The 23,063-nt window shown below is 61.5% G+C and carries 18 protein-coding genes and 1 tRNA gene; 4 read left to right on the top strand and 15 right to left on the bottom strand.

The features are described from left to right. Positions 1-8: 8 nt before the first annotated feature. The 6 genes from pqqB to CXQ80_RS21755 all read right to left on the bottom strand — a co-directional run bounded on the left by pqqB (position 9) and on the right by CXQ80_RS21755 (position 6,719). Positions 9-920 (bottom strand): pyrroloquinoline quinone biosynthesis protein PqqB, encoded by a 912-nt coding sequence (gene pqqB, locus CXQ80_RS21780; RefSeq protein ID WP_101322409.1) that lies wholly within the window; start codon positions 918-920, stop codon positions 9-11. A gap of 79 nt (positions 921-999) precedes the next feature. Continuing rightward, on the bottom strand, positions 1,000-1,071 hold the full coding sequence (gene pqqA / locus CXQ80_RS21775) for a pyrroloquinoline quinone precursor peptide PqqA (RefSeq protein WP_003243383.1): 72 nt from the start codon (positions 1,069-1,071) through the stop codon (positions 1,000-1,002). Between the two features lie 166 nt (positions 1,072-1,237). Continuing rightward, positions 1,238-3,562 carry a pyrroloquinoline quinone biosynthesis protein PqqF gene (gene pqqF, locus CXQ80_RS21770; RefSeq protein ID WP_101322408.1) on the bottom strand — a complete coding sequence of 775 codons (2,325 nt, stop codon included), beginning with the start codon at positions 3,560-3,562 and terminating at the stop codon, positions 1,238-1,240. 41 nt (positions 3,563-3,603) lie between these two features. After that, entirely contained in the window at positions 3,604-4,392 is a 789-nt protein-coding gene (locus CXQ80_RS21765) for a carbon-nitrogen hydrolase family protein (protein WP_101322407.1), read from the bottom strand. 12 nt (positions 4,393-4,404) lie between these two features. Next, a complete protein-coding gene (locus CXQ80_RS21760; RefSeq protein WP_101322406.1) occupies positions 4,405-6,084 on the bottom strand; it encodes an NAD(P)/FAD-dependent oxidoreductase in 1,680 nt (559 codons plus the stop codon). Positions 6,085-6,257: 173 nt separating this feature from the next. After that, the gene (locus tag CXQ80_RS21755; RefSeq protein WP_101322405.1) at positions 6,258-6,719 is read right to left on the bottom strand and encodes an Lrp/AsnC family transcriptional regulator; all 462 of its coding nucleotides are present in this window, start codon (positions 6,717-6,719) and stop codon (positions 6,258-6,260) included. A 204-nt stretch (positions 6,720-6,923) separates the two neighbouring features. Between CXQ80_RS21755 and CXQ80_RS21750 the strand changes: the two genes are divergently transcribed. After that, positions 6,924-7,607 (top strand): hypothetical protein, encoded by a 684-nt coding sequence (locus tag CXQ80_RS21750; protein WP_101322404.1) that lies wholly within the window; start codon positions 6,924-6,926, stop codon positions 7,605-7,607. A gap of 194 nt (positions 7,608-7,801) precedes the next feature. Here CXQ80_RS21750 and CXQ80_RS21745 read toward each other — a convergent pair. The 5 genes from CXQ80_RS21745 to rpsU form a co-directional block, all read right to left on the bottom strand. Then, a tRNA-Ile gene (locus CXQ80_RS21745) sits at positions 7,802-7,878 on the bottom strand. Between the two features lie 21 nt (positions 7,879-7,899). Beyond that, a complete protein-coding gene (locus CXQ80_RS21740; protein ID WP_101322403.1) occupies positions 7,900-11,637 on the bottom strand; it encodes a bifunctional diguanylate cyclase/phosphodiesterase in 3,738 nt (1,245 codons plus the stop codon). Positions 11,638-11,820: 183 nt separating this feature from the next. Next, positions 11,821-13,671 carry an RNA polymerase sigma factor RpoD gene (gene rpoD / locus CXQ80_RS21735; protein WP_101322402.1) on the bottom strand — a complete coding sequence of 617 codons (1,851 nt, stop codon included), beginning with the start codon at positions 13,669-13,671 and terminating at the stop codon, positions 11,821-11,823. A gap of 68 nt (positions 13,672-13,739) precedes the next feature. Beyond that, positions 13,740-15,719: a DNA primase gene (gene dnaG / locus CXQ80_RS21730; RefSeq protein ID WP_101322401.1), complete on the bottom strand. Its 1,980-nt coding sequence runs from the start codon at positions 15,717-15,719 to the stop codon at positions 13,740-13,742. A gap of 297 nt (positions 15,720-16,016) precedes the next feature. After that, on the bottom strand, positions 16,017-16,232 hold the full coding sequence (gene rpsU / locus CXQ80_RS21725; protein WP_002551877.1) for a 30S ribosomal protein S21: 216 nt from the start codon (positions 16,230-16,232) through the stop codon (positions 16,017-16,019). A 205-nt stretch (positions 16,233-16,437) separates the two neighbouring features. On the opposite strand from rpsU, the gene tsaD reads away from it, so the two are divergent. After that, positions 16,438-17,463: a tRNA (adenosine(37)-N6)-threonylcarbamoyltransferase complex transferase subunit TsaD gene (gene tsaD / locus CXQ80_RS21720; RefSeq protein ID WP_101322400.1), complete on the top strand. Its 1,026-nt coding sequence runs from the start codon at positions 16,438-16,440 to the stop codon at positions 17,461-17,463. Positions 17,464-17,490: 27 nt separating this feature from the next. On the opposite strand, the gene plsY is transcribed toward tsaD, so the two are convergent. After that, the gene (gene plsY, locus CXQ80_RS21715) at positions 17,491-18,060 is read right to left on the bottom strand and encodes a glycerol-3-phosphate 1-O-acyltransferase PlsY (protein ID WP_101322399.1); all 570 of its coding nucleotides are present in this window, start codon (positions 18,058-18,060) and stop codon (positions 17,491-17,493) included. 74 nt (positions 18,061-18,134) lie between these two features. Here plsY and folB point away from each other — a divergent pair, with 74 nt between their 5' ends. Beyond that, the gene (gene folB / locus CXQ80_RS21710) at positions 18,135-18,491 is read left to right on the top strand and encodes a dihydroneopterin aldolase (protein WP_101322398.1); all 357 of its coding nucleotides are present in this window, start codon (positions 18,135-18,137) and stop codon (positions 18,489-18,491) included. Beyond that, positions 18,482-18,991 (top strand): 2-amino-4-hydroxy-6-hydroxymethyldihydropteridine diphosphokinase, encoded by a 510-nt coding sequence (gene folK / locus CXQ80_RS21705; RefSeq protein ID WP_101322397.1) that lies wholly within the window; start codon positions 18,482-18,484, stop codon positions 18,989-18,991. The genes folB and folK overlap by 10 nt, the downstream gene beginning before the upstream one ends. Positions 18,992-19,010: 19 nt before the next feature. Here the strand turns inward: folK and CXQ80_RS21700 are convergent, their stop codons facing one another. Genes CXQ80_RS21700 through CXQ80_RS21690 form a run of 3 tightly spaced genes read right to left on the bottom strand, consistent with a single transcriptional unit; the run spans position 19,011 to position 23,036 of the window. Next, positions 19,011-20,138: a multifunctional CCA addition/repair protein gene (locus CXQ80_RS21700; RefSeq protein ID WP_101322396.1), complete on the bottom strand. Its 1,128-nt coding sequence runs from the start codon at positions 20,136-20,138 to the stop codon at positions 19,011-19,013. A 58-nt stretch (positions 20,139-20,196) separates the two neighbouring features. Continuing rightward, on the bottom strand, positions 20,197-21,765 hold the full coding sequence (locus CXQ80_RS21695; protein WP_101322395.1) for a SpoVR family protein: 1,569 nt from the start codon (positions 21,763-21,765) through the stop codon (positions 20,197-20,199). After that, positions 21,762-23,036 (bottom strand): YeaH/YhbH family protein, encoded by a 1,275-nt coding sequence (locus CXQ80_RS21690; protein WP_101322394.1) that lies wholly within the window; start codon positions 23,034-23,036, stop codon positions 21,762-21,764. The genes CXQ80_RS21695 and CXQ80_RS21690 overlap by 4 nt, the downstream gene beginning before the upstream one ends. Positions 23,037-23,063: the final 27 nt, after the last annotated feature.

Genomic DNA, 23,063 nt, shown 5'->3' with positions numbered 1-23,063 from the left:
TGCGGCTCCTACAGCTCGATGCTCATGCCGTCGTAGGCGACTTCGACGCCGCGGCGTTCGACTTCGGCGCGCTCGGGCGAGTCTTCATCGAGGATCGGGTTGGTGTTGTTGATGTGGATAAGGACCTTGCGCTGGCTGGCGAAGCCGTCCAGCACTTCAAGCATGCCGCCTGGGCCGCTCTGCGCCAGATGGCCCATCTCGCGACCGGTGCGGGTACCGACGCCACGCTGCTGCATTTCATCATCACGCCACAGCGTGCCATCGACCAGCAGGCAGTCGGCACCCTGCATCATTTCCAGCAGGGAGTTGTCGACCTGACCGAGACCTGGGGCGTAGAACAGCTTGCCGCCTGTGCGCAGGTCTTCGACCAGCAGGCCGAGGTTGTCGCCTGGATGCGGGTCGAAGCGGTGCGGCGAATACGGCGGCGCGGCGCTGCGCAGCGGGAACGGGGTGAACTTGAGGTTGGGGCAGGCAGGGATAACGAAGCTGCCTTCGAGTTCGATACGGTTCCAGGCCAGGCCGCCGTTCCAGTGGCTGAGCATGTTGAACAACGGAAAACCGCTGGTCAGGTCCTGATGGACCATGTCAGTGCACCAGACTTGATGCGGGCAGCCTTCACGCAGGCTGAGCAGGCCGGTGGTGTGGTCGATCTGACTGTCGAGCAGGACGATCGCGTCGATGCCGCTGTCGCGCAGTGCACGGGCCGGCTGCATCGGTGCAAACGCCTGCAGTTGCGCGCGGATATCTGGCGAAGCGTTGCACAGGACCCAGTGCTCGCCGTCGTCAGACAGCGCGATCGATGACTGGGTACGCGCTTGCGCGCGCAGCGAGCCATCCCTGAAACCCTTGCAGTTGACGCAGTTGCAGTTCCACTGCGGAAATCCGCCACCGGCAGCTGAACCAAGAATCTGGACGTACATGGCCACCCTCTATGCAAAATGCTGTAGGCAAAAACAACAACGCCCCGGCGGGACCGAGGCGTCTAACCGCAAGCCAGGCTTAGCGGTTGGCGAAGTACATGGTCACTTCAAAGCCGATACGCAGATCAGTGTAAGCAGGTTTGGTCCACATGGGATTACTCCTTCGGGATGGGGCTTGAGGGTTGTCAGCTACTTATTTGGTACCCCCCGGAGGCAGGAGGTTCCATTTGCTGAGGTTGCGCTATCTTACAAGATAATTATGTACCAGAAGGTTCATTTTGCGAGAAGGGTTGTTGCGTTGCGAGTAACAATCTCGGTCAGGGCGAGTCAGGCGCTGGGCTGTTGGCCAGGCATAGCCAGCCGTGCTGGGCCGTGATCAGGGCTGTCAGCAAGGCGTTCAGACTGGCTTGATCGGTGTCCAGAATAGCTGCTTGCAGCCCCCCGAGATCGGCTGCCGCACCGGCCAGGTGGCTTTGCCAAGCCAACTGCGCGACCTCGGCGTCGGGCATCGCTGCCTCGTCAAAGCTATCAGCCAAAGCTTGCCGAGCGGCGTTGTCGAGAGTCACGCCTGCGCTGAACACCTCAAGCAGATGTGCGAGGATCTGCTCCGGCCGGACGTGGGGCGATTGCACGCCAAACAGCAGGCCGCCGATGCCGTCGGTCTGGCGGAAGGCGCTGAACACTGCGTAGCCCAATTGCAGTTCGACCCGCAGGCGCTGGTACACCGGGCCCTGCAGCAGTTGTGCAAGCAGCCGTCCGGCGCCTTGTAGCTGCGCCGTCAGCGGACAGAAAAGTAACAGCGCGTGTTCGCTGCCTGTTACGTCGGCATATAGCCAGCGTTTGCCCGGCACAGTGCTGGCATCGAGCGACTGCTCTTGGTCGGCCGCCTCGTCCCACATCGTGCGGCTGAGTGCCGAGCCCAATGCTGCCAGTTCCGGGTCGCCGAAGCCGACCGCCAGGCCTCGGCAGCTGGTGCTCCGCCAGACTTGGTCGAGGATCGCCTGATCCAGCACTCGGGCAGTATCTGGCTGAGCGGTGGGCGCAATCGCTACCTCGTCGGGCCAACGCTTGAGCAGCGCCCTGATCGGAATCAACGCAGGTTCATCCGCTACAGGTGCTTGCCAGCAGTCAGCAGCAGGTTGGTTCAACACTGCCAGCGCCTCTTCAACCAGCCGCACCACGGCCGCGGGGAGCCCGGCGCAGCGTAACTGCCAGTACTCGCCACTGCTGCTGAAGTCCATCTGTAGCGAGGCCTGCTCGGCGCGCTCGGTGAGCGGCCGCAGTGCGTTGACCAGCACTGCGTGCAGACGCTGGCGCAGAGGTGTTGCGATCCTCCAGCGCAGATACAGCGCGGCGTATTGGCGCGAGCTGGGCAGGCAGGCGCTGATGCTCAGGGCGGCTGGTAGCGCTGCCGTCGTGTTGGGCAGGCTCGCGAGCAGCAGAGGATTGGCGGGCGGCAGTTGCCAGCTTCCGTATGCCTGCAGCGGCAGGCCATCCAATACTGCAGGCAGAGCCTGGAGCGATCGCGCATCGAGTGCTTGCAGCGGGTTTTCACGGCTGTCTCGCTGCGCCAGCTCCAATGCGCTGGCGGACATCGCCCGGCGCTGTTGCAGCTGAGCATAGGCTGCGTTCAATGCGTCGAAGTCTGCTTGCCTGATGAACTGCAACCAGCCGTGCAGCAGCGCTCGTACCTCATCGACCTGCGCGGTGTCGGTCAAGCGCAGACGTATCGTCCAGAGCAACTGGCCGGCGAAGGCATACAACAGTTTTGGCTGGCATTCACGCACCCAGCCGCGTTGGCGCAGTGCGTCCAGCCAAGTGCCTTCGCGGCTGTCGCTGATGCACCCCAGCAGCAATTCCATGGCCTGCTGTGCACCCGCCGGCAATCCATCGTGGGCAAACAGCAGCTCGAGTTGGCCGTGCTTGGGCGCTGGCGGCACCAGCAGTTGCTCTTTCAAAGCCGGTGGCAGTGCCTGAATCATCCGCTGGCCGCTGGCGAAAACGCTGGCGTAGCGCTCGCCCATGGCTTGCAGCTGGTCCAGCGACTGCGGCCCGCACAGGCTCAGGACCATTTGCCCGCCCTGATAGAAGCGTTGGTGAAAGCCCCTGAGCTCGCGCTGAAACTGCGGATTGTGCAGGTTCAGGCTGTATCGGTTGCCCGCATGAAAGGCGCGCAGCGGATGACCCGCCGCTAGCCGCTGGAGCAGCGTGAACTGGTCCTGCGATTCACGATTGCGCGACCAGGCGATGAACTCGGCGTGGATCACCTCGCGCTCACTGACTTGCCGCACTAGGCTCAGGTCCGGCTCGGCGAGCATCTGGCACAGGCGCTCGAGACCACCGGCCAGTGCAGCGGGCGGCACTTCGAAGAAAAAGTCAGTGGTGCGTTCGCGGGTGCTCGCGTTGACCTGGCCGCCAACGCCCTGAACGTAGCGCATCAGGCCATCCTCCAGCGGGAAACGTTCGGTGCCGAGGAAAAACAGGTGCTCGAGAAAGTGCGCCAAGCCAGGCCAGCGCGTCGCTGCATCATGGCTGCCCGCATGCACGCGCAAAGCCGCCGCCGCACGCTTGAGGCGCGGCGCGTGACGCAAGGTAAGGTGCAGGCCGTTGGCCAGGGGCAGATGGCGAGTGGCGTCAGGCATGAATTCTCCAGGGGCGAGTGCGCATGCTAGCGCATTCACCCTCAGCGCTGGTGCAGGTCGCGCCGCAGGTCCTGCAAGTACGGGAATGCCTGGCGCCCGGCCACGACCTGGTGCCTGTCCAGCTCCGCGTGCAGTTGGCATTCATCTTCTCCAGCCAGCGCCAGCACAGCGCCGTCCGGGCCGATGATGCTGCTCTGCCCGCAATAATGGATATCGCCTTCCGCGCCACAGTAATTGGCGTAGACCAGGTAGCACTGGTTTTCCTGGGCGCGTGCACGCACCGTCACCTGGCAGACGAAGTCGTATGGCTTCATGTTCGCCGTCGGCACCAGGATCAGCTCGGCGCCATCCAGCGCCAGACGCCGGGCGTTCTCGGCAAACTCGATGTCGTAGCAGATCAGCATGCCGACCTTCCACCCATTCAGCTCGACCACCGGGAAGTGATTGCTGCCGGCATCGAACATGGCCCGGTCCAGCTCACCGAACAAGTGCGTCTTGCGGTAGTTGGCCAGGCTGCGGCCATGGCTGTCGATCAACTGCACGCTGTTGTAGATGGCGCCGTCTTCGCCGCGTTCGGGGTAACCATAGGCAATGGCAATCCCGAGCCCCTGGGCGATCTCGACCACGGCCATGGCCGAGGGCCCGTCCGATTCTTCAGCCAGCTGCTCGACCTGTTTACTGCCGATGTTGTAGCCGGTCAGGAACATCTCCGGGCACACCAGCAACTGCGCGCCGCTGGCGGCTGCCTGGTGCGCCTGCTGCTGCAGGCGTTCGAGGTTGCCAGCCAGGTCGAGGGGGCCGGGCTGGCCTTGGAACAGAGCGATGTGCATGCCGCCTCCTGGTCAGTCGGGCAGGGCGATCGGCCCAAGCTCGTCGAATACGTCGCCTGGGCCGGGGTTGTCCGGGTGGGTCTTGCCGCCGAAGTGGTTGATGATACCCCACACCGCGTTCAGCGAAGTCTGCACCGCGCCTTCGACCCAGGCCGGGGTCCACGACACATCGTCACCGGCGATGAAGATGCCGCGTTGCGCGCTTGGCAGGTGGTCCTGCATGAAGTGCGCGTACATCCGCTGGTTGTAGCGGTAGTGGCCCGGCAGCGCACCTTTGAAGGCGCCGAGGAAGTACGGGTCGGCCTCCCATGAGATGGTGATCGGGTCGCCGATGATATGCCCGGCAATGTCGGTGTTCGGGTAGATCCGGTGCAGGGCGTCCAGTGCCAGCTGCACGCGTTTTTCCACCGGGTGCGGGAGCATCTTCAGGGCGTCGCTCATCCACGCGTAGGACAGGCAGATCACCCCCGGCTTGTCGTCGCCGTTGTCGAACAGGTAGGTGCCACGGGTCAGGCGGTCGGTGAGGGTCATGCTCATCAGATCGCGGCCGGTTTCCGGGTCCTTGTCCTTCCAGAACGGCCGATCGACCATGACGAAGGTCTTCGACGATTGCATGTAGCGGGTGCGGTCCAGAGCCATCCACATCTTCTGCGAGAACAGCGACTCTTCGCAGTCGATCTGGGTGGTCAACAGCCAGCTCTGGCAGGTGGTCAGCACAGCGGCGTAGTGGCGGCAGCCGCCCCAGGTATCGGTGACCGCCAGTTGGCCATCGCTGGCACGGGCAATCCGTTTGACCCCGGTGCGCGGCGCGCCGCCATGCAGCGAGCTGAGGCTGGTGCCTGCCGGCCAGTGCGCGCAACGCTCCGGCACATGGCGCCAGATGCCTTGAGGCACCTGCTCGACACCGCCGACGATCAAGTGCTGGTGATCGTCGCAGTTGGTCATTACCACGCGGAAGATTTCCAGCATCGAGTTGGGGAAGTCCGAGTCCCAGCCGCCGGTACCGAAGCCAACCTGACCGAACACCTCGCGGTGCTGGAAGCTGAGCTTGGCGAAGGCCTTGGAAGTGGCGACAAAGTCATAGAACGTGCGGTCGTCCCACAGCGGTACCAGGGTGTTCCACAGCTCCTTGAGGCGCGGCACATCGCGGTCGCGAATGGCCTGCTGGATATCACCAAAGCGCGCGCCGCTTTCCAGCGCGTCGGCCCAGGCGTCGGCGACTTCCTGGAACAGCGCTGGCAAATCCGCCGCGCTTTCGGCGTAGTAGGTCTGGCCTTCAAGGTCGATGACGGTACTTGGCGAAGCTGGCGTTAACGGGTTTGGAAACGGTTTGGTTTCCAGGCCCAGCTTGTCGACGTAATGGTAGAACGCCGTCGACGACACCGGAAAGCGCATGCCGCCCAGCTCGGCGATGATCCCGTCGGTGCCGTTGAAGGCTTGCGAGCGCAGACGGCCGCCCATTTTCGACGCTTCATACACCACTGGTTTAAGGCCAAGCTTCATCAGCTCGTAGGCCGCTACCAACCCCGCAATGCCGGCGCCGATAATCGCCACCTCTTCGCCCTGGCGGTCGAGCGGGATACTGCCCAGACCGGCCGGATGCTCCAGCCAGTCGTCGAAAGCGAAGGGGAAGTCCGGGCCAAAAATCGTGATTGGTTTCTTGCCGTCGGCGGGGTGGCGATTGTTGTTCATGTTATGACCTTGCCAGGAGCTGCGCGGAGGGCGAAGCGTGAGTAGAGAAAATGCCTGGGATCATTCTAGGGTGTGCGCAGTTCGTTATTAAGACTCATGCTGGCGTCGTTTTAATCTTTTTTTCGTCACTTTGAGGCTAATGACGTCGTTATGACGAAGGCATTAAGTGGCTTTCAGATCGGCTGGCCGCGGTCTATCTTGCTGCTGAGGATGATCGACGTGGTGGTTTTTTCCACACCGTCCAGGCTGCCGATCTGGTCGAGCAACTGGTCCAGCTGTTCCGGCGATTCGCTGTGCAGCCACGCCACGTAGTCGAACTCGCCACTCACGGCACACAGCTGTTGCACCTGGCCCATGGCCGTCATCCGCCGCACCACCTCCTTGCCCGCGCGCGGTTGGACCTTGATCCCGACATAAGCTTGCAGCCCACCGCCGATCAGGCGCTGGCCCAGGCGTACGCCGTAGCCGGCGATGACTTTGCTGTTTTCCAGGCGCTCCAGGCGTGAATTGACCGTGGTGCGGGCAATGCCCAGCTGCCGGGCGAGGTTGGCGACGCTTTCGCGGGCGTTGATCTGAAGCAGGGCGATCAGCTGGCGATCGATTTCGTCGAGGATGATTTGACGCGGTTGCGACATGTCGGCTCTCTGCAGCTGGAACTTGAGTGACGACACTTATAACGCAGATAAACCCACTGCGGCACAGTCGCGGGCAGACTGGCGCAGTTGATCTATACTTTTGAAATCAATCGCAGTTCACACGCCAGTGGGTGTCAGGCCAACCGGGACGTTATGCCTGGCAATAACCCTTGAAGTCTTTACGCAGTTCCAGAGACGGGAAGGATGACCAGATCCAAGGACCTTACACAGCTGCAGGTCGATAGCGTTTTTTGCATCAGCTTGCGCGAACGCGCCGATCGCCGCCTGCTGCTGCAACACGAGTTCGCAGACAGCGGGCTAAAGATCGAATATGTGCTGGTCGAGCGCGATCAGCACAGCCCTGAACGGGGCTGTTTCGATTCCCATGGTCACTGCGCGCGCATTGCCTTGGAGCGCGGCTGTCGGCGCGTGTTGATTCTCGAGGACGACGCCACGCTGGTAGCGTTCGAGCCGTTTCAGGTCGAGCAGGTCAACCGATTTCTGCAGAGCGCCGATCCAGAGCTGTTCTACCTGGGCGCAAACCTGGGCAAGGTCTGGTTGACTTGGCGCCGTGGCATCGCCCGGGTGCGTGCCCGCGGCAGCCATGCTTATCTGCTGTCGAACCGCGGCTGTCAGCGCCTGCTGGAGCAAGGCGGTTACGCGGGCACTGCTCTGGACAAGGTCTTGGCGCAGCACTATCGCGGTTACATGGCCTTCCCCATGTTGAGCCAGCAACAACCCGAAGAAGTCGCCGCCAGCGATATCGTCCGCGCCCGCTCCACCGACGGCACCGCCGCCGATGCGGCGTTCTGGCGCGATAACTGGCGCCGGCAATACAGCCAGGTGCTGCGTAATGTGGGCAAGACGCTGTTGTTGCGGGATTTGTAGATTTCACCTGACGCGTGCTGTTTTCAAGAATGAGCCGATAAAAAACGCTATTCGGCTCAAAGTAGCCATTGGCGCGGGCTGGTCCGAAGGTTAGCAATGAGGACTGCTCTTTCTTGGTGCTGGCTGAAGCGGCTGCGTGGCCGTAAGTGATATTTCAGAAACGAAAAAAGCCGCGCAATGCGCGGCTTTCAATTTGGTGGGCCCACACGGACTTGAACCGTGGACCAAAGGATTATGAGTCCTCTGCTCTAACCAACTGAGCTATAGGCCCCAGAGGTGGCGGGGATTATAGCTAGGGTTTTGAATGGGTGCCATCCGAAAGATCCGATAGTGCTAAACGCAGGAAGCCTGCAGCGAATTCTTCCGGCGGCAGCGGCAAGCTGACGATATAGCCCTGGATCTGCTCACAGCCTTCAGCGGTGAGGAAATGCTGCTGCGCCTGGTTCTCTACCCCTTCGGCAATGATGGTCAGCTGCATGCTCCGGCCGAGGGCGATGATCGCGCGAGTGATCGCAGCGTCGTGCGGGTCGTCGGGCAGGCCGCGGATGAACGATTGGTCGATCTTGAGGATGTCCAGCGGCAGGCGCTTGAGGTAGCTCAGGGATGAATAGCCGGTGCCGAAGTCGTCGATCGCCAGTTGCACGCCGAGCTGCTTGAGCTGATGGAGCACGCTGAGGGCTTCTTCGGCCTGGCTCATGATGAAGTTTTCGGTGATCTCCAGCTGCAGGTCGCCGGCCTTGAGCTGGTAGGTCTTGAGCAGTTGCTCGATGCGCTTGGCCAGGTGGGGCTGGCGCATCTGCGCGCCGGCGAGGTTGATCGACAGCGGGCCGAACGGCTGATAGCGCTTTTGCCACTGGTGCATCTGCCGGCAGGCTTGTTCCAGTACCCAGTCGCCAAGCTGGAGGATGGTGCCGTTCTCTTCAGCGAGGTGGATGAAATGCTCTGGGGAAACGTCGCCGAAGGTTGGGTGGTTCCAGCGGATCAGGGCTTCGGCGCCGACCAGGTTTTGTGTCTTGAGGCTCAGCTTGGGCTGGTAGCACAGGCTCAGCTCGTTGCGATCGATGGCGCGGCGCAGTTCGTTTTCCAGGGCCACGCGCACGCTGGCCTGGGCCGTGAGGTCACGGGTGTAGGCTTCGACCCGGTTGCGGCCTTTGGCCTTGGAGCGGTACATCGCAGCGTCGGCGTTGCGGATCAGGCTGGCGACGTCGCTGCCGTCTTGTGGGTAGAGGCTGATGCCGATACTGGCGCTGGTGAAGAACTCGTGTTCGCCGGCCTGGAACGGCGCGCTGAAGCAGGCCAGCAGTTTGTTGGCGATGGCACTGGCGTCACTTGGCTTGTGCAGACCAGGCAGCAGAATGATGAATTCGTCACCGCCCAGGCGGGCCACGGTGTCGACGTCGCGCACCTGTTCCTTGAGGCGCTGGGCAATGCCTTTGAGCAGCAGGTCACCAACCGGGTGGCCGAGGCTGTCGTTGATGTGCTTGAAGCGATCGAGGTCGAGGAACAGCACCGCGCCCTGGCGGTTGGACACCAGCGAGCACTGCAGCGCGGCATGCAGGCGGTTTTCGAACAGGGCGCGGTTGGGCAGGCCGGTCAGTGGGTCGTGATGCGCCTGATAATCCAGTTTGGCCTGGGCGTGCTTGAGGCTGGAGATGTCGGCAAACACCGCCACGAAGTGAGTGATCTCGCGCTCGCTGTTACGCACCGCGCTGATGGTTAGCCAACTCGGGTACAGGTCGCTGTTCTTGCGCTTGTTGAAGATCTCGCCTTGCCAGTGGCCTTCGGCAGTCAGCTGGTGCCACATGGCAACGTAGAAGGCGCTGTCATGCTGGCCAGAGGCGAGCAGGCGCGGGGTCTGACCGAGGGCTTCGATCTCGCTGTAACCGGTGATCTCGCTGAATGCCCGGTTGACCGCAGTGATGCGCTGATCGGTGTCGGTGATCAACACACCTTCGGCAGTGTTTTCAAACACAGTGGCGGCCAGTTGCAGTTTTTCCTGCATGAGATGGCGTTCGGTGATGTCGCGGGCGATAGTCAGCATGCAGTCGGCGCCGGCAATCGGCAGCGGTCTGGCGGACAGCTCACAGAGGCGAATCTGACCATCGCTGCGGCGAATGTGGCAGCTGAAATCACGCACGAAGCCGTCTTTCTTGAGTTTGCTCAGCAGCAGCTTGCGTTCGTTGAGGTCGACCCAGATGCCCAGGTCCAGCGAGGTTTGGTCAAGGCGCGGGTCAAGGTTGTAGCCGGTTAGGCGGCAGAAGCCTTCATTGACCTCGAGCAGGAGGCCGTCGCTCTGCCTGGACAGCAGCAAGCCGTCGGGCGAGGCGTGGAAGGCCTTGGCGAATTTCTCTTCGGAGATCTGCAGGCGCTGCTGGGTTTCCTTCAGCTGGCTGATGTCGCGTACGGCCACGACCAGCGCCGGGGTGCCGTCGAGGTCGAAGGTCTCCGCCGAGGTGAGGCCGGTGAACAACTCGCCGTTGCTGCGCCGGAAGCTCATCTCGAGGTTGCGAATACCGCCCAGGTGCAAGCGTTCCAGTACGCTCGGGCCGCTGCCGCTGACGCCCCACAGACCAAGCTCGGTAGCGGTGCGGCCGATTACCTGATTGGGGCCGAGGCCGATCTGCTCCTCGAATGCTTCGTTGACCTCAAGCAGGCAGCCATCGCTGTGCCGAGCAATCAGGAGGATATCCGGGCATTGCTGGAACACCGAAGCAAACTTCTGCTCGGACAGACGCAAGGCATGCTCGGTACGCTTGGTCTCGCTGATATCGATCATCAGGCCGCGCATCACCGAGCGCTGGCCCTGCTCGATCATGCTGACGATATCGCGCACCCACAGCGTATGGCCATCGGCGCGGATCACGCGGTAGTCGAGGCTGTGATCGCGGCCGGCGGCAGTTTCGCTGTCGCAGTAAGCCTTGGCCCAGAGCGCGTCCTCGGGATGCACGATGCTGCTCCAGAAACCGGGTCTGAGCCAGTCTCCCAGGCTGTAACCGAGCAGGTCTTCGGCGTGGGGCGAGACGTAGCTGTAGGTGAAATCGTTGGCGTCGGCTTCCCATGCGACCGCCGACAGGCTTTCGACCAGGCTGCGGTAATGGTATTCGCTGCTGCGCAGTTCCTGTTCAAGCGCTATGCGCCGGGATATTTCCGAGCTGAGCCGGCGATTGATGCGGATGACGGCAGCGAGAACCAGCATCAGCAGCACAACTGTCGGCAGGCCATAGAGCAGCATGTCGTGCCAGAAGCTGCGCTGATCGACGACGTTGCCGACCCAGCGCTGCTGGATGTCATTGACTTCATCGCTGCTCATATCGGCGATGACTTTGTCGAGGATGGCCACCAGTTGCTTGTTGTCCCGGGGTACGCCCATTGCCAACTGGTAGCGGTAGGGTGTTTCGCCGCTGACGTAGAGCCCATCGAGCTTGAGCTCGCGCAGGCTCCAGATGCTTGAAGCAAGGTCACCGACCACGGCGTCCACTTCGTCGGTCGCCAAGGCTTGCAGGGCCGAGCTGACATTGGGCAGGGCAACCAGATTGAGGTCGGGGTGGTGGGTGCGCAGCAGTTCATGGGGCGCGTAGTTTTCCACCACCGCGATCTTCAGCCCGTACAAATCCTTGAGGGTGCGCGGTTGGCGACCGCCCTCATGGGCCAGAATAACGATCGGGAAGTCCAGGTATGGGCGGGTGAAGGATAGGTAGTTCTGCCGTTCCGGGGTCGACATCACGCCCGGCAGCAGATCGAGTTGATCGTTGCGGGCAAGCTCAAGCACCTCGCTCCAGGTTTTTGGCTCGGTTGGTTTGAGAGTGACGCCAAGACGCTCCTGGATCACATTGATGTAATCGGCGGCCAGTCCCTGGTAGAGGCCCTCCTGATCGCGAAACTCGAACGGGGGCCAGGATGCGTCCACGCCCAGGCGCAGCTGTGGATGGGCGCTGAGCCAGGCTTGCTCGTCTTCGGTCAGGGTCAGGGCGCCGGCCGTTGCGCTCCAGTAAAACAGGATCAGCAACAGTAGGGCCGGCATTTTCGGCATAGCAGCCTCTAGGCAGATAGTCTGAATTCGAGTGTAGCCGTGCATTGCTGCGGGGTGTGAGGGTAAGACGATTAACTTCGGCAGGAATTCAACAGCTGGCGGGATTGCCCCGACAACTGCGCGGTCAGTGCTGGCACTTTTTCAATGGCCAAGAAAAACCCCGGCCTGGGCCGGGGTTTGTCATCACTCGTCGAGGAAGGAGCGTAGATGCTCGCTTCTGGTCGGGTGGCGCAACTTGCGCAGCGCCTTGGCTTCAATCTGACGAATCCGCTCACGGGTTACGTCGAATTGTTTGCCGACCTCTTCAAGGGTGTGGTCGGTGTTCATGTCGATACCGAAACGCATGCGCAGCACTTTGGCTTCGCGTGCGGTCAGGCCGCCCAGAACATCACGAGTCGCTTCCTTGAGGCTCTCGACGGTAGCTACATCGATTGGCGACTGCATGGTCGAGTCTTCGATGAAGTCACCCAGGTGCGAATCTTCGTCATCACCAATCGGCGTCTCCATGGAGATTGGCTCTTTGGCGATTTTCAGCACCTTGCGGATCTTGTCCTCAGGCATCTCCATACGCTCGCCAAGCTCTTCCGGGGTCGGTTCGCGACCCATTTCCTGCAGCATCTGCCGGGAAATACGGTTGAGCTTGTTGATCGTCTCGATCATATGCACCGGAATACGGATGGTGCGTGCCTGGTCGGCGATCGAGCGGGTGATGGCCTGACGAATCCACCAGGTGGCGTACGTCGAGAACTTGTAACCACGACGATATTCGAACTTGTCGACCGCCTTCATCAAGCCGATGTTGCCTTCCTGGATCAGATCGAGGAATTGCAGGCCCCGGTTGGTGTACTTCTTGGCGATCGAAATCACCAGACGCAGGTTGGCCTCGACCATCTCTTTCTTGGCGCGACGGGCCTTGGCCTCGCCGATCGACATGCGACGGTTGATGTCCTTGATTTCGGCAACGGTCAGACCGGTTTCGTTTTCAAGGTCTACCAGCTTCTGCTGGCAGGCGACGATGGCATCGTTCTTTTCGCCCAGCGCTGCAGCCCACTTGGTGCTGCGCTTGGAGAGGTCACCGCTCCAGGTCTGGTCGACTTCGTTGCCCGGGAACAGGCGCAGGAAGTCGGCACGCGGCATGCGCGCATCACGTACGCACAGCTGCATGATTGCGCGTTCTTGCTGACGCAGACGGTCCAAGGCACCACGAACGCGCTCGACGAGCACCTCGAACTGCTTGGGCACCAGCTTGATCGGCATGAACAGCTCGGCCAGAACCTGCATCGCGCCAATGCTTTCGGCATGGCTGCGGCCGTGCTTCTTGAGCACTTTGAGGGTAATCGCGAGCTGATCGGACACGGCGCCGAAGCGCTGCTGGGCGAGAACTGGGTCGGGACCGCTTTCGGTCTCTTCCTCTTCCTCGCTGTCGTCTTTCTCTTCGTCCTCTTCCTCGTCGTCCTTGGCTGCAGCGGCGTTTTTGGCGCCTAGCTGCGGGGCTTCTTCGGACGGCGTGGCGATATTGTCGTCAGGGTCGATGTAACCGCTGAATACGTCGGACAGGCGACCACCTTCGGTGGTGACGCGGGTGTATTCGCCGAGGATGTAGTCGACAGTACCCGGGAAATGGGAGATAGCCCCCATGACCTCACGAATGCCTTCCTCGATCCGCTTGGCGATTTCGATCTCGCCTTCGCGGGTCAGCAGCTCGACAGTACCCATTTCGCGCATGTACATGCGCACCGGGTCGGTCGTGCGGCCGATATCGGTCTCGACAGCAGCCAGTGCTGCGGCGGCTTCTTCGGCTGCGGCCTCATCAGTGTCGGCTTCCGCCAACAACAGGGCATCCGCATCCGGAGCAGTCTCGAATACGTTGATCCCCATGTCGTTGATCATGCGGATGATGTCTTCCACCTGCTCTGGATCTGAAATATCCTCAGGCAGATGGTCGTTGACCTCCGCGTAAGTCAGGTAGCCCTGCTCACGACCGCGGGTGATCAACTCTTTGATACGAGATTGCTGTTGCGCTTTTCCGGACATAACACCCTATCCACTGAAGGTCTTGGCGGGCAAAAAAACAAGCCGAGGATTATACCCGAATAAGGGCCTCACGCGCCAGATGAGGTCGGGTTTTGTGCAGGAACTTTGCGGCTCAGCAGGGCCAAAAGCTGAGATTTTTCCTCTGGACTCAAGTCACTTTGACGCGCTTTGCGCATCAGATGTTCCAGGCTGCGCTCGCGTTGGCGGGCGGATAAGCTAGTAATGGTGTCGAAAAACTGTTGTTCAAGGTTATCGGCATCGATCAGCCATTCCTTTTCTGCCAGGGCGCGCAATAAACGCCCCTGGTCAGTGCCGTGCCAGCGTGCAATCAGTTGCATTGAGCTTAGCTTAGGATTCTTCTGTGCAGCTTCGATCAGCGAAATCAGCAGCTGGTTGTACACATGCTCTTCATCGGCGAAATGGCTGGCGTCTTCGACCTTGCCAGCCAGCAGCGGGTAATGCAGCAGGGTGCGCAAGGCCGACAGCGTTGGCGGTTCGACCGGCGCCGGCACCCGTGGCGGCGCCTCGCGCTGGCCATCCCGTTGCCAGGGTTTGCCGCCTTTCTTGTCCCAGGGTTTTTTCTCCCACTGCTTTTTGCCGGCACCTTTGTTCGGCGTCCATGGCCGCTGCTCTTGCTGCGCGCCGTAGTCGGGCTGGTGCGCGTCGGAATAGTCGGGGGTGTAGCTGGCCATGGCGTCGTAGTCGAAGCCTGGGTCGTAATCGGGCACGCTGGCCGCTGGCGCGTTCTGCGTCAGTTGCTCGACCTGCTGAGTATCCAGCCCGGTGATTTCCTTGAGCCGGTTGCGCATCAATTGGCGCAGGTTGGCGCCGGGGACTTTTTCGATCAGCGGTGCAGCCAGGGTCGCCATGTGCGCCTTGCCTTCCAGTGAGCGAGGATCGGCTTCGTTGCTCAATTGCTCGAAAAAGTAATCCGCCAGCGGTTGTGCGTGCTGAATGATGCGCGCGCGGAACGCGTCGGTGCCTTCGGCACGGACCAGGCTGTCCGGGTCTTCGCCTTCGGGCAGGAACAGAAAGCGTGCGCGGCGACCGTCCTGCAGGCTCGACAGCGTCGACTCCAGTGCACGCCAGGCTGCCTTGCGACCGGCCTGATCGCCGTCAAAGCAGAACAGCACGCTGGGCACTACCCGGAACAGGCGCTTGAGGTGCTCTTCGCTGGTGGCAGTGCCGAGGGTCGCTACGGCATTGCGCAGGCCTTGCTGAGCCAAGGCGATGACATCCATGTAGCCTTCGACGACGATGATTTCGTCGAGGCTGCGGTTGTGCTTGCGCGCTTCATACAGGCCGTACAGCTCCTGGCCTTTGTGAAATACCGGGGTCTCCGGCGAGTTCAGGTACTTGGGCTTGTCGTCACCCAGCACGCGGCCGCCAAAGGCGATGATCCGGCCACGGCTGTCGCGGATCGGGAACATCACCCGGTCGCGGAAGCGGTCGTAGCGCTTGCCACTTTCGGCATTCTCGATCAGCAGGCCGGCATCGATCATGACCTTTTGCTGCAGGCTGTCGGCACCCAGGTGCTTCATCAGGTTGTCCCAGCCGGGCGGGGCGAAGCCCAGGCTGAAATCACGGGCGATTTCGCCGGACAGGCCACGACCCTTTAGGTAATCAACGGCCGCCTTGCGCGTCTGATGGCTGCGCAGCGCCTGGCGGTAGTATTCGGCGGCAGCTTCCAGCAAAGGGTACAGCGGCGAGTCGGTCGGTTGACGTGGCTTGTTGCCACGCCGGCCTTCTTCGCGCGGGACTTCCATGCCGGCACTGCGGGCGAGGTCTTCGACGGCCTGGGGGAAGTCCAGGTTGTCGTGGTCCATGACGAAGCCGAGCGCGTTACCGCCGGCGCCGCAACCGAAGCAGTAATAGAACTGCTTGTCGGGGCTGACCGTGAACGACGGCGATTTTTCTTTGTGGAACGGGCAGCAGGCGGAGTAGTTCTTGCCGGTTTTTTTCAGCTGGACGCGCGAACTCACCACGTCGACTATGTCGGTGCGGTTAAGCAGGTCGTCAATGAAGCTCTGGGGAATCAGCCCGGCCATGGCAGTCTCGTCATCGTGCAGTCGGCAAGTCTAATCGCTAACGCAAGGGTGCGGGAATGATGGGTGCGGTGCGATGCAGTGAGGGTCAAGCGAGGGGAGTGTGCGCGTCGCCAGCCACAAGGGCTCGTCAGACAGGGACGGCACGCCTGGTCGCGAGGACCAGTTCTGACGTGTGTTACGGTTGCCGGCTGCTCTAGGTAGCTGGCGCCTCGGGCTCGCGCCTGAGGTTTGAAGCTGCTGCTGCCAACTGCCCGGGGTTAGCCGGGCAGGGCAGAAGCTTTGCGACGAACGTCTGTATTAGTACAGGCGAACGGCGCGGCGCTGTTCGCGCTGCACTTTCTTCGCGTGACGCTTGACTGCAGCAGCAGCCTTGCGCTTACGCTCGGAAGTTGGCTTTTCGTAAAACTCGCGGCTACGCACTTCAGCCAGTACACCGGCTTTTTCGCAGGAGCGCTTAAAACGACGCAGAGCTACGTCGAAGGGTTCGTTCTCTTTTACTTTGACGGCTGGCATCCAGGGCTACCTTCGTTCGTTACCGGGGTAGACGTGCTCCTGACAAAAATAAAGATGCGCTGGAGAACGTCGGTTTTCAAGGGTTGCGGATGTTAACGCTAAGCTGACCGGAATGCAAAGCCTCTGATCGAAAACCGCTGGTCGGCACTGGGCACGGGGACTATCATGCGCGCCTTCGAATTCAGCCTAAACAAGGCACAGACCCATGCTAGTACTGGGATTGGAAACATCCTGCGATGAAACCGGCGTCGCATTATACGACAGTGAACGCGGTTTGCTCGCTGATGCACTGTTCAGTCAAATCGACCTGCACCGCGCCTACGGCGGCGTTGTGCCCGAGCTCGCCTCGCGCGATCACGTCAAGCGCATGCTGCCGTTGATCCGCGAAGTACTGGCGGATGCCGGCGCAGTGGCCAGCGATATCGACGCAATTGCCTACACCGCAGGCCCGGGCCTGGTCGGCGCGCTGCTTGTGGGCGCCTCCTGTGCGCAGTCGATGGCATTTGCCTGGGATATCCCGGCAATCGGCGTGCATCACATGGAGGGTCACCTGCTCGCGCCGATGCTTGAAGAGCAGCCGCCGCAGTTCCCGTTCGTCGCTTTGTTGGTGTCCGGCGGCCATACGCAGCTGGTTCGGGTCGATGGCATCGGCCAGTACCAGTTGCTCGGCGAGAGCCTGGACGATGCCGCCGGCGAGGCCTTCGACAAGACTGCCAAGCTGATCGGCCTGAATTACCCCGGCGGCCCGGAAATTGCCCGCCTGGCCGAGCAGGGTGTGCCGGGGCGCTTCACGTTCCCGCGGCCGATGACCGACCGCCCTGGGCTGGAATTCAGCTTCAGTGGCCTCAAGACCTCAGCGCTGAACACCTGGAACAAGTGCCGTGATGCCGGTGACGACACCGAGCAAACCCGTTGCGACGTGTCGCTGGCGTTCCAGCAGGCGGTAGTCGACACTCTGACCATCAAGTGCAAGCGCGCCCTGCAGCAGACCGGCCTCAAGCGCCTGGTGATTGCCGGCGGGGTCAGTGCCAATACCGCGTTGCGCGCATCGCTGGAAGGCATGCTGGCAACGATCAAGGGCAATGTTTACTACGCGCGTCCGCGCTTTTGCACTGACAACGGCGCGATGATCGCCTATGCCGGTTGTCAGCGTTTGCTGGCCGGGCAGCAGCAGGATCTGGCGATCAGCGTGCAGGCGCGCTGGCCGATGGAGCAGTTGCCGCCGATCTGATCGGTTTTTTTAAGGGTTGGGGCGGCGTCAGAAATGCCGTTCGCGGCCAGCGAACAGGTCGCGCAGGTTGCGCCGATGGCGCCAGACGATGAGTAGCGTCAGCACACTCATCGGCAGCAGCGCCGCCGGCTCGCGCCAGGCCAGCAATGGCAGGGTCAGCGGAGTGGCGATCAATGCGGCGAGCGAGCTGGTGCGGGTCAGGTAGAAGGTCATCAGCCAGGCCGTGATAGCCAGCAAGGCAGCTGGAATGTACAGGGCCAGGAGCACGCCGGCGGCAGTGGCTACGCCCTTGCCGCCACGGAAGCGAAAGTACACCGGGAACAGGTGGCCGATGACCGCGCACAGGCCGATCCAGGCTTGCTGTTGCAGGCCCAGCCCGGCTTGCTCGGCCAGCAGCACGGGCACGATGCCCTTGCACAGGTCGCCCAGCAGGGTCAGGATCGCCATCTTGCGCCCAGCCAGGCGCAGCATGTTGGTCGCCCCGGCATTGCCCGAACCGCTTGAGCGAGGGTCGGGGTTACCGCTGAGGCGGCTCAGAACAATGGCAAAGGACAGCGAGCCAAGCAGGTAGGCGAGCATCGCCAATAACCAAAACATGCTAACTATTCCGGGCGAGGACGCCTTGATTCTAACGGCGCCAGTCGCCCTTGTCGTGCTGTGGAGAGAAGTGCTTGGACAGAGTGTTCATCGAAGGCCTGGAAGTCGATACGGTAATCGGCGCCTACGACTGGGAGCGGGAGATTCGCCAGTGCCTGCGCCTGGACCTGAGTCTGGCGTGGGACAACCGCCCTGCGGCCGCCACTGACGACCTCAACCTGGCCCTGTGCTACGCCACCATCACGGCGCGCATTCAGGCCTTTGCCGAACAGGCGCGGTTCGAACTGGTAGAAACCTTCGCCGAGCGCCTGGTCGCGCTGTTGATGGCCGAATTCAATATCCCCTGGATACGCCTGAAACTGACCAAGCCGGGCGCGGTGCCGGCGGCCCGTGGTGGTGTTGGCGTGGAGATCGAGCGCGGATGTCTCTGAGCACGGTATATCTGGGGCTGGGCAGCAATGTTGAGCGCGAGCGGCACTTGTGTGCGGGGCTCGACGCGCTGGCCAGCTTTCTCGGCGACATGCGTTGCTCGGCAGTATTCGAAAGCCAGGCGGTGGGGATCAAGAGTGGTCCGTTCTACAACCTGGTGGTGACCGGGCAAACCGACCTGCCGCTGCTCGAGCTGGACCGTCGGCTGAAGTTGATCGAGGCGGAAAACGGCCGCTACGCGCCTGAGCGCAAGGGCTTGCCGCTGGATATCGATGTGCTGATGTATGACGATCTGCACGGTAGCTTCGATGGCCTGGAATTGCCGCGGGCGGAGATTCTGAAAAACGCCTTTGTGCTGCTGCCGTTGTCGCAGATCGCGCCGCAGCTGGTCCATCCCGGTGAGGGCAAGCGCATGGCCCAGCTGTGGCAGGATGCCAACATCGATCAGGTATTGGCACCCGTGCCGTTTGAATGGCGCGGCTTGCAGTTGACCCGGACCTGAGCCGCAGTCACAGCGACATTCAGCGCTGGGTATAGGCTTCCAGTGCCGACAATCGCTGGGCTTTGACCGCCTCGCCCAGTGCTTGCCCGGTCAGGCCTTGCTGGACCAGATCTTTCACTTCTACGGCTTTCGCGGCTGCAGCTGCTCCGCGCAGGTAGGCACTCTGCGAGCAGTCATGCAGCGAGTGTCCGTGGGCAACCATCTCGCAGACTGCGATGAAGTCTTCCAGGCGCTGCGGACGGCGATAGACGTCGAACTTCTGCAAAATATTCAGCAACGTGCTGGCATCCAGCGCTGCTGCCTGCTGGTAGTGATGCTGCCATTCGCCTACCAGGCAGGCGAGTTCCTGGCATTCACGAGGTGCCTTGAAACGCTGGCCGACGGCTTTGATGGCTGCACCCAGATCATGGGTCAGGCAGGCCCAGCGTACGTGCAGTGGCTGTTCATGGGCTGCGGCGTGGGCCAACACGGCCAAGGTGGCCTGGCCGCGTTCACCTGGCGTGGCAAACAGCGAATCCAGCTCAGGTAGCAGCTCTTTGAGCGCGCCGCAGGCCCGCAGCACTTCAATGAATACCTGTGGCTGATCTTCCATCAGGGCCCGTTCGATCTCCTTCCAGCTGCGTTCGGCAGTCAGCGCCTGCAGTTCACCGGACTCGGTGATCTGGCGCATCAGCTCAAGCGTCTGGGCGGCCACCGTGAAGCCCAAAGCGGCATAGCGCGCAGCGAACCGCGCAACCCGCAGCACGCGCAGGGGATCTTCGGCGAACGCCGGAGATACATGGCGCAGGATGCGCTGTTCCAGGTCACTCTGGCCGTTGTAGGGATCATATAGGTTACCCTGCAGGTCTTCGGCCATGGCATTGATGGTCAGATCGCGGCGGATCAGGTCTTCTTCGAGCGTAACTTCGGGGCTGGCGTGAAAGGTAAAGCCGCCATAGCCGCGTCCGCTCTTGCGTTCGGTGCGCGCAAGTGCGTACTCCTCGCCGGTTTTCGGGTGGATGAAGACCGGGAAATCAGCACCGACCGGGCGATAGCCCAGCGCTTGCATCTGCTCGACCGTTGCACCCACCACCAGCCAGTCGACATCGCTTACCGGCAAGCCGAGCAGGCGGTCGCGCACGGCGCCGCCGACTTTGTAAATCTGCATGTAGAACCTCCATTGCTGGCGACAGGATACCCTGTCGACAGCAATGGCGGTGGCTGGGCTAGAGGTGGTGGATCACCGCTAGGTCCATCCGGCCGTAGTCGCCGGGGTCGCCGTGTTCGCCCCGTGGCGGCATGTGATGGGTCTTCATGATCTGGTCACCTTGCACGGTTTCCAGATGGATATCGAAGCCCCACAAACGGTGCAGGTGCTTGAGGACTTCTTCGGTGGAGTCGCCCAATGGTTTGCGGTTGTGCTGCTGGTGGCGCAGGGTCAGCGAGCGGTCGCCGCGGCGGTCGATGCTCCAGATCTGCACGTTCGGTTCGCGGTTGCCGAGGTTGTACTGCGATGCCAGTTGTTCGCGGATGGTGCGGTAGCCGTCTTCGTCGTGGATTGCAGGCACCAGCAGGTCATCACGCTGGTCGTCGTCAAGGATGCTGAACAGCTTCAGGTCGCGGATTACCTTGGGTGACAGGTACTGCAGAATGAAGCTCTCATCCTTGAAACTGCTCATGGCGAACTTGATGGTAGACAACCAATCGCTGCCGGCAATTTCAGGGAACCAGCGGCGATCTTCATCAGTTGGGTGTTCACACATACGCCGAATATCGACGTACATGGCAAAGCCCAGGGCGTAGGGGTTGATGCCACTGTAGTAAGGGCTGTCGAAGCCGGGCTGGAACACCACGCTGGTGTGCGACTGCAAAAACTCCATCATGAAGCCTTCAGTAACCAGGCCTTCGTCGTAGAGGTCATTCATCAAGGTGTAATGCCAGAAGGTTGCCCAGCCTTCGTTCATCACCTGGGTCTGGCGCTGTGGATAGAAGTACTGGGCAATCTTGCGCACGATGCGCACCACTTCACGCTGCCAAGGCTCGAGCAATGGGGCGTGTTTCTCGATGAAATAGAGGATGTTCTCTTGCGGTTCGGCCGGGAAGCGCGCGTCGTCGCGGTCGTTGCCCTTGTCGGCGCCTTTGGGGATGGTCCGCCACAAGTCGTTGATCTGGCGTTGCAGGTGTTCTTCACGGTCCTTTTGCCGGCGGCGCTCTTCCTCGGCGGAAATCGGGTAGGGGCGTTTGTAGCGGTCCACGCCGTAATTCATCAAGGCGTGGCAGGAGTCGATCAGGTCCTCCACTGCGTCGATGCCATGGCGCTCTTCACACTGGGCGATGTACTGCTTGGCGAACACCAGGTAATCGATGATCGAGCTGGCATCGGTCCAGGTGCGGAACAGGTAGTTGCCCTTGAAGAAGCTGTTGTGGCCGTAGCAGGCGTGAGCAATCACCAGTGCCTGCATGCACATGGTGTTTTCTTCCATCAGGTAGGCGATGCACGGGTCGGAGTTGATCACGATCTCGTAAGCGAGGCCCATCTGCCCCCGGCTGTAGGACTTCTCGGTGCTGAGGAACTGCTTGCCGTAGGACCAGTGGTGGTAACCGAGCGGCATGCCGATCGAGGCATAGGCATCCATCATCTGCTCGGCAGTGATGACCTCGATCTGGTTGGGGTAAGTGTCCAGCGCGTAACGCTCGGCCAGCCGACCGATTTCGCGGTCGTAGGTCTGGATCAGGTCGAACGTCCACTCGGACCCGGTGGAAATCGGTTGGCGTCTCTGTGCTCTGGCGGTCATGTGGCTAACCTGCGCTGGAAGAGTTCACGGAAGACCGGATAGATATCACCGGCCGAGACCAACTGCTGCTGGGCAAAGGTATCCGGGAACGAATCGCCGATGCGCTCGTACTCGTACCACAGCGCCTGGTGCTCACGTGGGGTAATTTCAACGTAAGTGTAGTACTGCACATGCGGCATGATCTGCTTGGAGAGGATCTCGCGGCAGATCGGCGAATCGTCGTTCCAGTTGTCCCCGTCCGAAGCTTGCGCGGCGTAGATGTTCCAGTCGTTGGTCGGATAACGTTCGGCCATGATCTCCTGCATCAGTTTGAGCGCACTGGAGACGATGGTGCCGCCGGTTTCGCGCGAATAGAAGAACTCTTCTTCGTCGACTTCGCGGGCACTGGTGTGGTGACGTATGAACACTACGTCGATGCGGTCGTAGTTACGCTTGAGAAACAGATACAACAGGATGAAGAAGCGCTTGGCGATGTCCTTGGTGGCCTGGGTCATCGAGCCGGACACGTCCATCAAGCAGAACATCACCGCCTTGGAGCTGGGACTGGGTTGCTTCACCAGCAGGTTGTACTTGAGGTCGAAGGTGTCGAGGAAGGGCAGGCGGTTGATCCGCGCGCTCAACCGCTGGATTTCGGCTTCGACTGCCTGGATATCGGTGAAATTGTCTGGTTCTTCGACTTTCAGTCGTGCCAGCTCCGCCTTGGCCTCACGCAACAGGGCGCGGCTGCTGCCGGTCAGGGCGATGCGCCGGGCATGGGCCGAGCGCAGGGTGCGGATGATGTTGATGCGTGCCGGGTTGCCTTCGTTGCTGATCCCGGCGCGGACGGTCTTGTAAGTCTCGGTGCCGGTCAGCTGGCGTTTGACCAGGTTGGGTAGCTCGAGGTCCTCGAACATGAACTCGAGAAACTCTTCCTGAGTGATCTGGAATACGAAGTCGTCCATGCCATCGCCGGAATTACCCGCTTTGCCACGTCCGCCGCCACCGCCGGCGCCGCCTTGCGGCCGCGCGATGTGTTCACCGGCGGTGAATTCCTTGTTGCCTGGATGGACCACGGTCTGCTTGCCGCCGCGGCCATGATGAAGCACCGGTTCGTCGATATCACGCCCGGGGATGCTGATCTGCTCGCCGTGCTCCATGTCCATGATGGAACGACGACTCACCGCCTCTTCGACGGCCTTCTTGATGTGGTCACGGTACCGGCGCAGAAAACGCTGGCGGTTGACCGTGCTCTTGTTCTTGCCGTTCAGGCGTCGGTCGATTACGTAGCTCATGGTCTCTCCGCTGACAACAGCTGCAGG

Origin of the sequence: Pseudomonas sp. 02C 26 (genome assembly GCF_002843585.1) — a bacterium.
Classification (GTDB): Bacteria; Pseudomonadota; Gammaproteobacteria; order Pseudomonadales; family Pseudomonadaceae; genus Aquipseudomonas; species Aquipseudomonas shirazensis.
The sequence above is the reverse complement of the archived record's forward strand: the minus strand, read 5'-3'. Positions and strand labels throughout refer to the sequence as shown.

What these genes read in the sequence shown, in the direction of transcription:
- pqqB (WP_101322409.1), bottom strand. Translation starts at nt 920, where the DNA reads ATGTACGTCCAGATTCTTGGTTCAGCTGCCGGTGGCGGATTTCCGCAG.
- pqqF (WP_101322408.1), bottom strand. Translation starts at nt 3,562, where the DNA reads ATGCCTGACGCCACTCGCCATCTGCCCCTGGCCAACGGCCTGCACCTT.
- CXQ80_RS21765 (WP_101322407.1), bottom strand. Translation starts at nt 4,392, where the DNA reads ATGCACATCGCTCTGTTCCAAGGCCAGCCCGGCCCCCTCGACCTGGCT.
- CXQ80_RS21760 (WP_101322406.1), bottom strand. Translation starts at nt 6,084, where the DNA reads ATGAACAACAATCGCCACCCCGCCGACGGCAAGAAACCAATCACGATT.
- CXQ80_RS21755 (WP_101322405.1), bottom strand. Translation starts at nt 6,719, where the DNA reads ATGTCGCAACCGCGTCAAATCATCCTCGACGAAATCGATCGCCAGCTG.
- CXQ80_RS21750 (WP_101322404.1), top strand. Translation starts at nt 6,924, where the DNA reads ATGACCAGATCCAAGGACCTTACACAGCTGCAGGTCGATAGCGTTTTT.
- CXQ80_RS21740 (WP_101322403.1), bottom strand. Translation starts at nt 11,637, where the DNA reads ATGCCGAAAATGCCGGCCCTACTGTTGCTGATCCTGTTTTACTGGAGC.
- rpoD (WP_101322402.1), bottom strand. Translation starts at nt 13,671, where the DNA reads ATGTCCGGAAAAGCGCAACAGCAATCTCGTATCAAAGAGTTGATCACC.
- dnaG (WP_101322401.1), bottom strand. Translation starts at nt 15,719, where the DNA reads ATGGCCGGGCTGATTCCCCAGAGCTTCATTGACGACCTGCTTAACCGC.
- rpsU (WP_002551877.1), bottom strand. Translation starts at nt 16,232, where the DNA reads ATGCCAGCCGTCAAAGTAAAAGAGAACGAACCCTTCGACGTAGCTCTG.
- tsaD (WP_101322400.1), top strand. Translation starts at nt 16,438, where the DNA reads ATGCTAGTACTGGGATTGGAAACATCCTGCGATGAAACCGGCGTCGCA.
- plsY (WP_101322399.1), bottom strand. Translation starts at nt 18,060, where the DNA reads ATGTTTTGGTTATTGGCGATGCTCGCCTACCTGCTTGGCTCGCTGTCC.
- folK (WP_101322397.1), top strand. Translation starts at nt 18,482, where the DNA reads ATGTCTCTGAGCACGGTATATCTGGGGCTGGGCAGCAATGTTGAGCGC.
- CXQ80_RS21700 (WP_101322396.1), bottom strand. Translation starts at nt 20,138, where the DNA reads ATGCAGATTTACAAAGTCGGCGGCGCCGTGCGCGACCGCCTGCTCGGC.
- CXQ80_RS21695 (WP_101322395.1), bottom strand. Translation starts at nt 21,765, where the DNA reads ATGACCGCCAGAGCACAGAGACGCCAACCGATTTCCACCGGGTCCGAG.
- CXQ80_RS21690 (WP_101322394.1), bottom strand. Translation starts at nt 23,036, where the DNA reads ATGAGCTACGTAATCGACCGACGCCTGAACGGCAAGAACAAGAGCACG.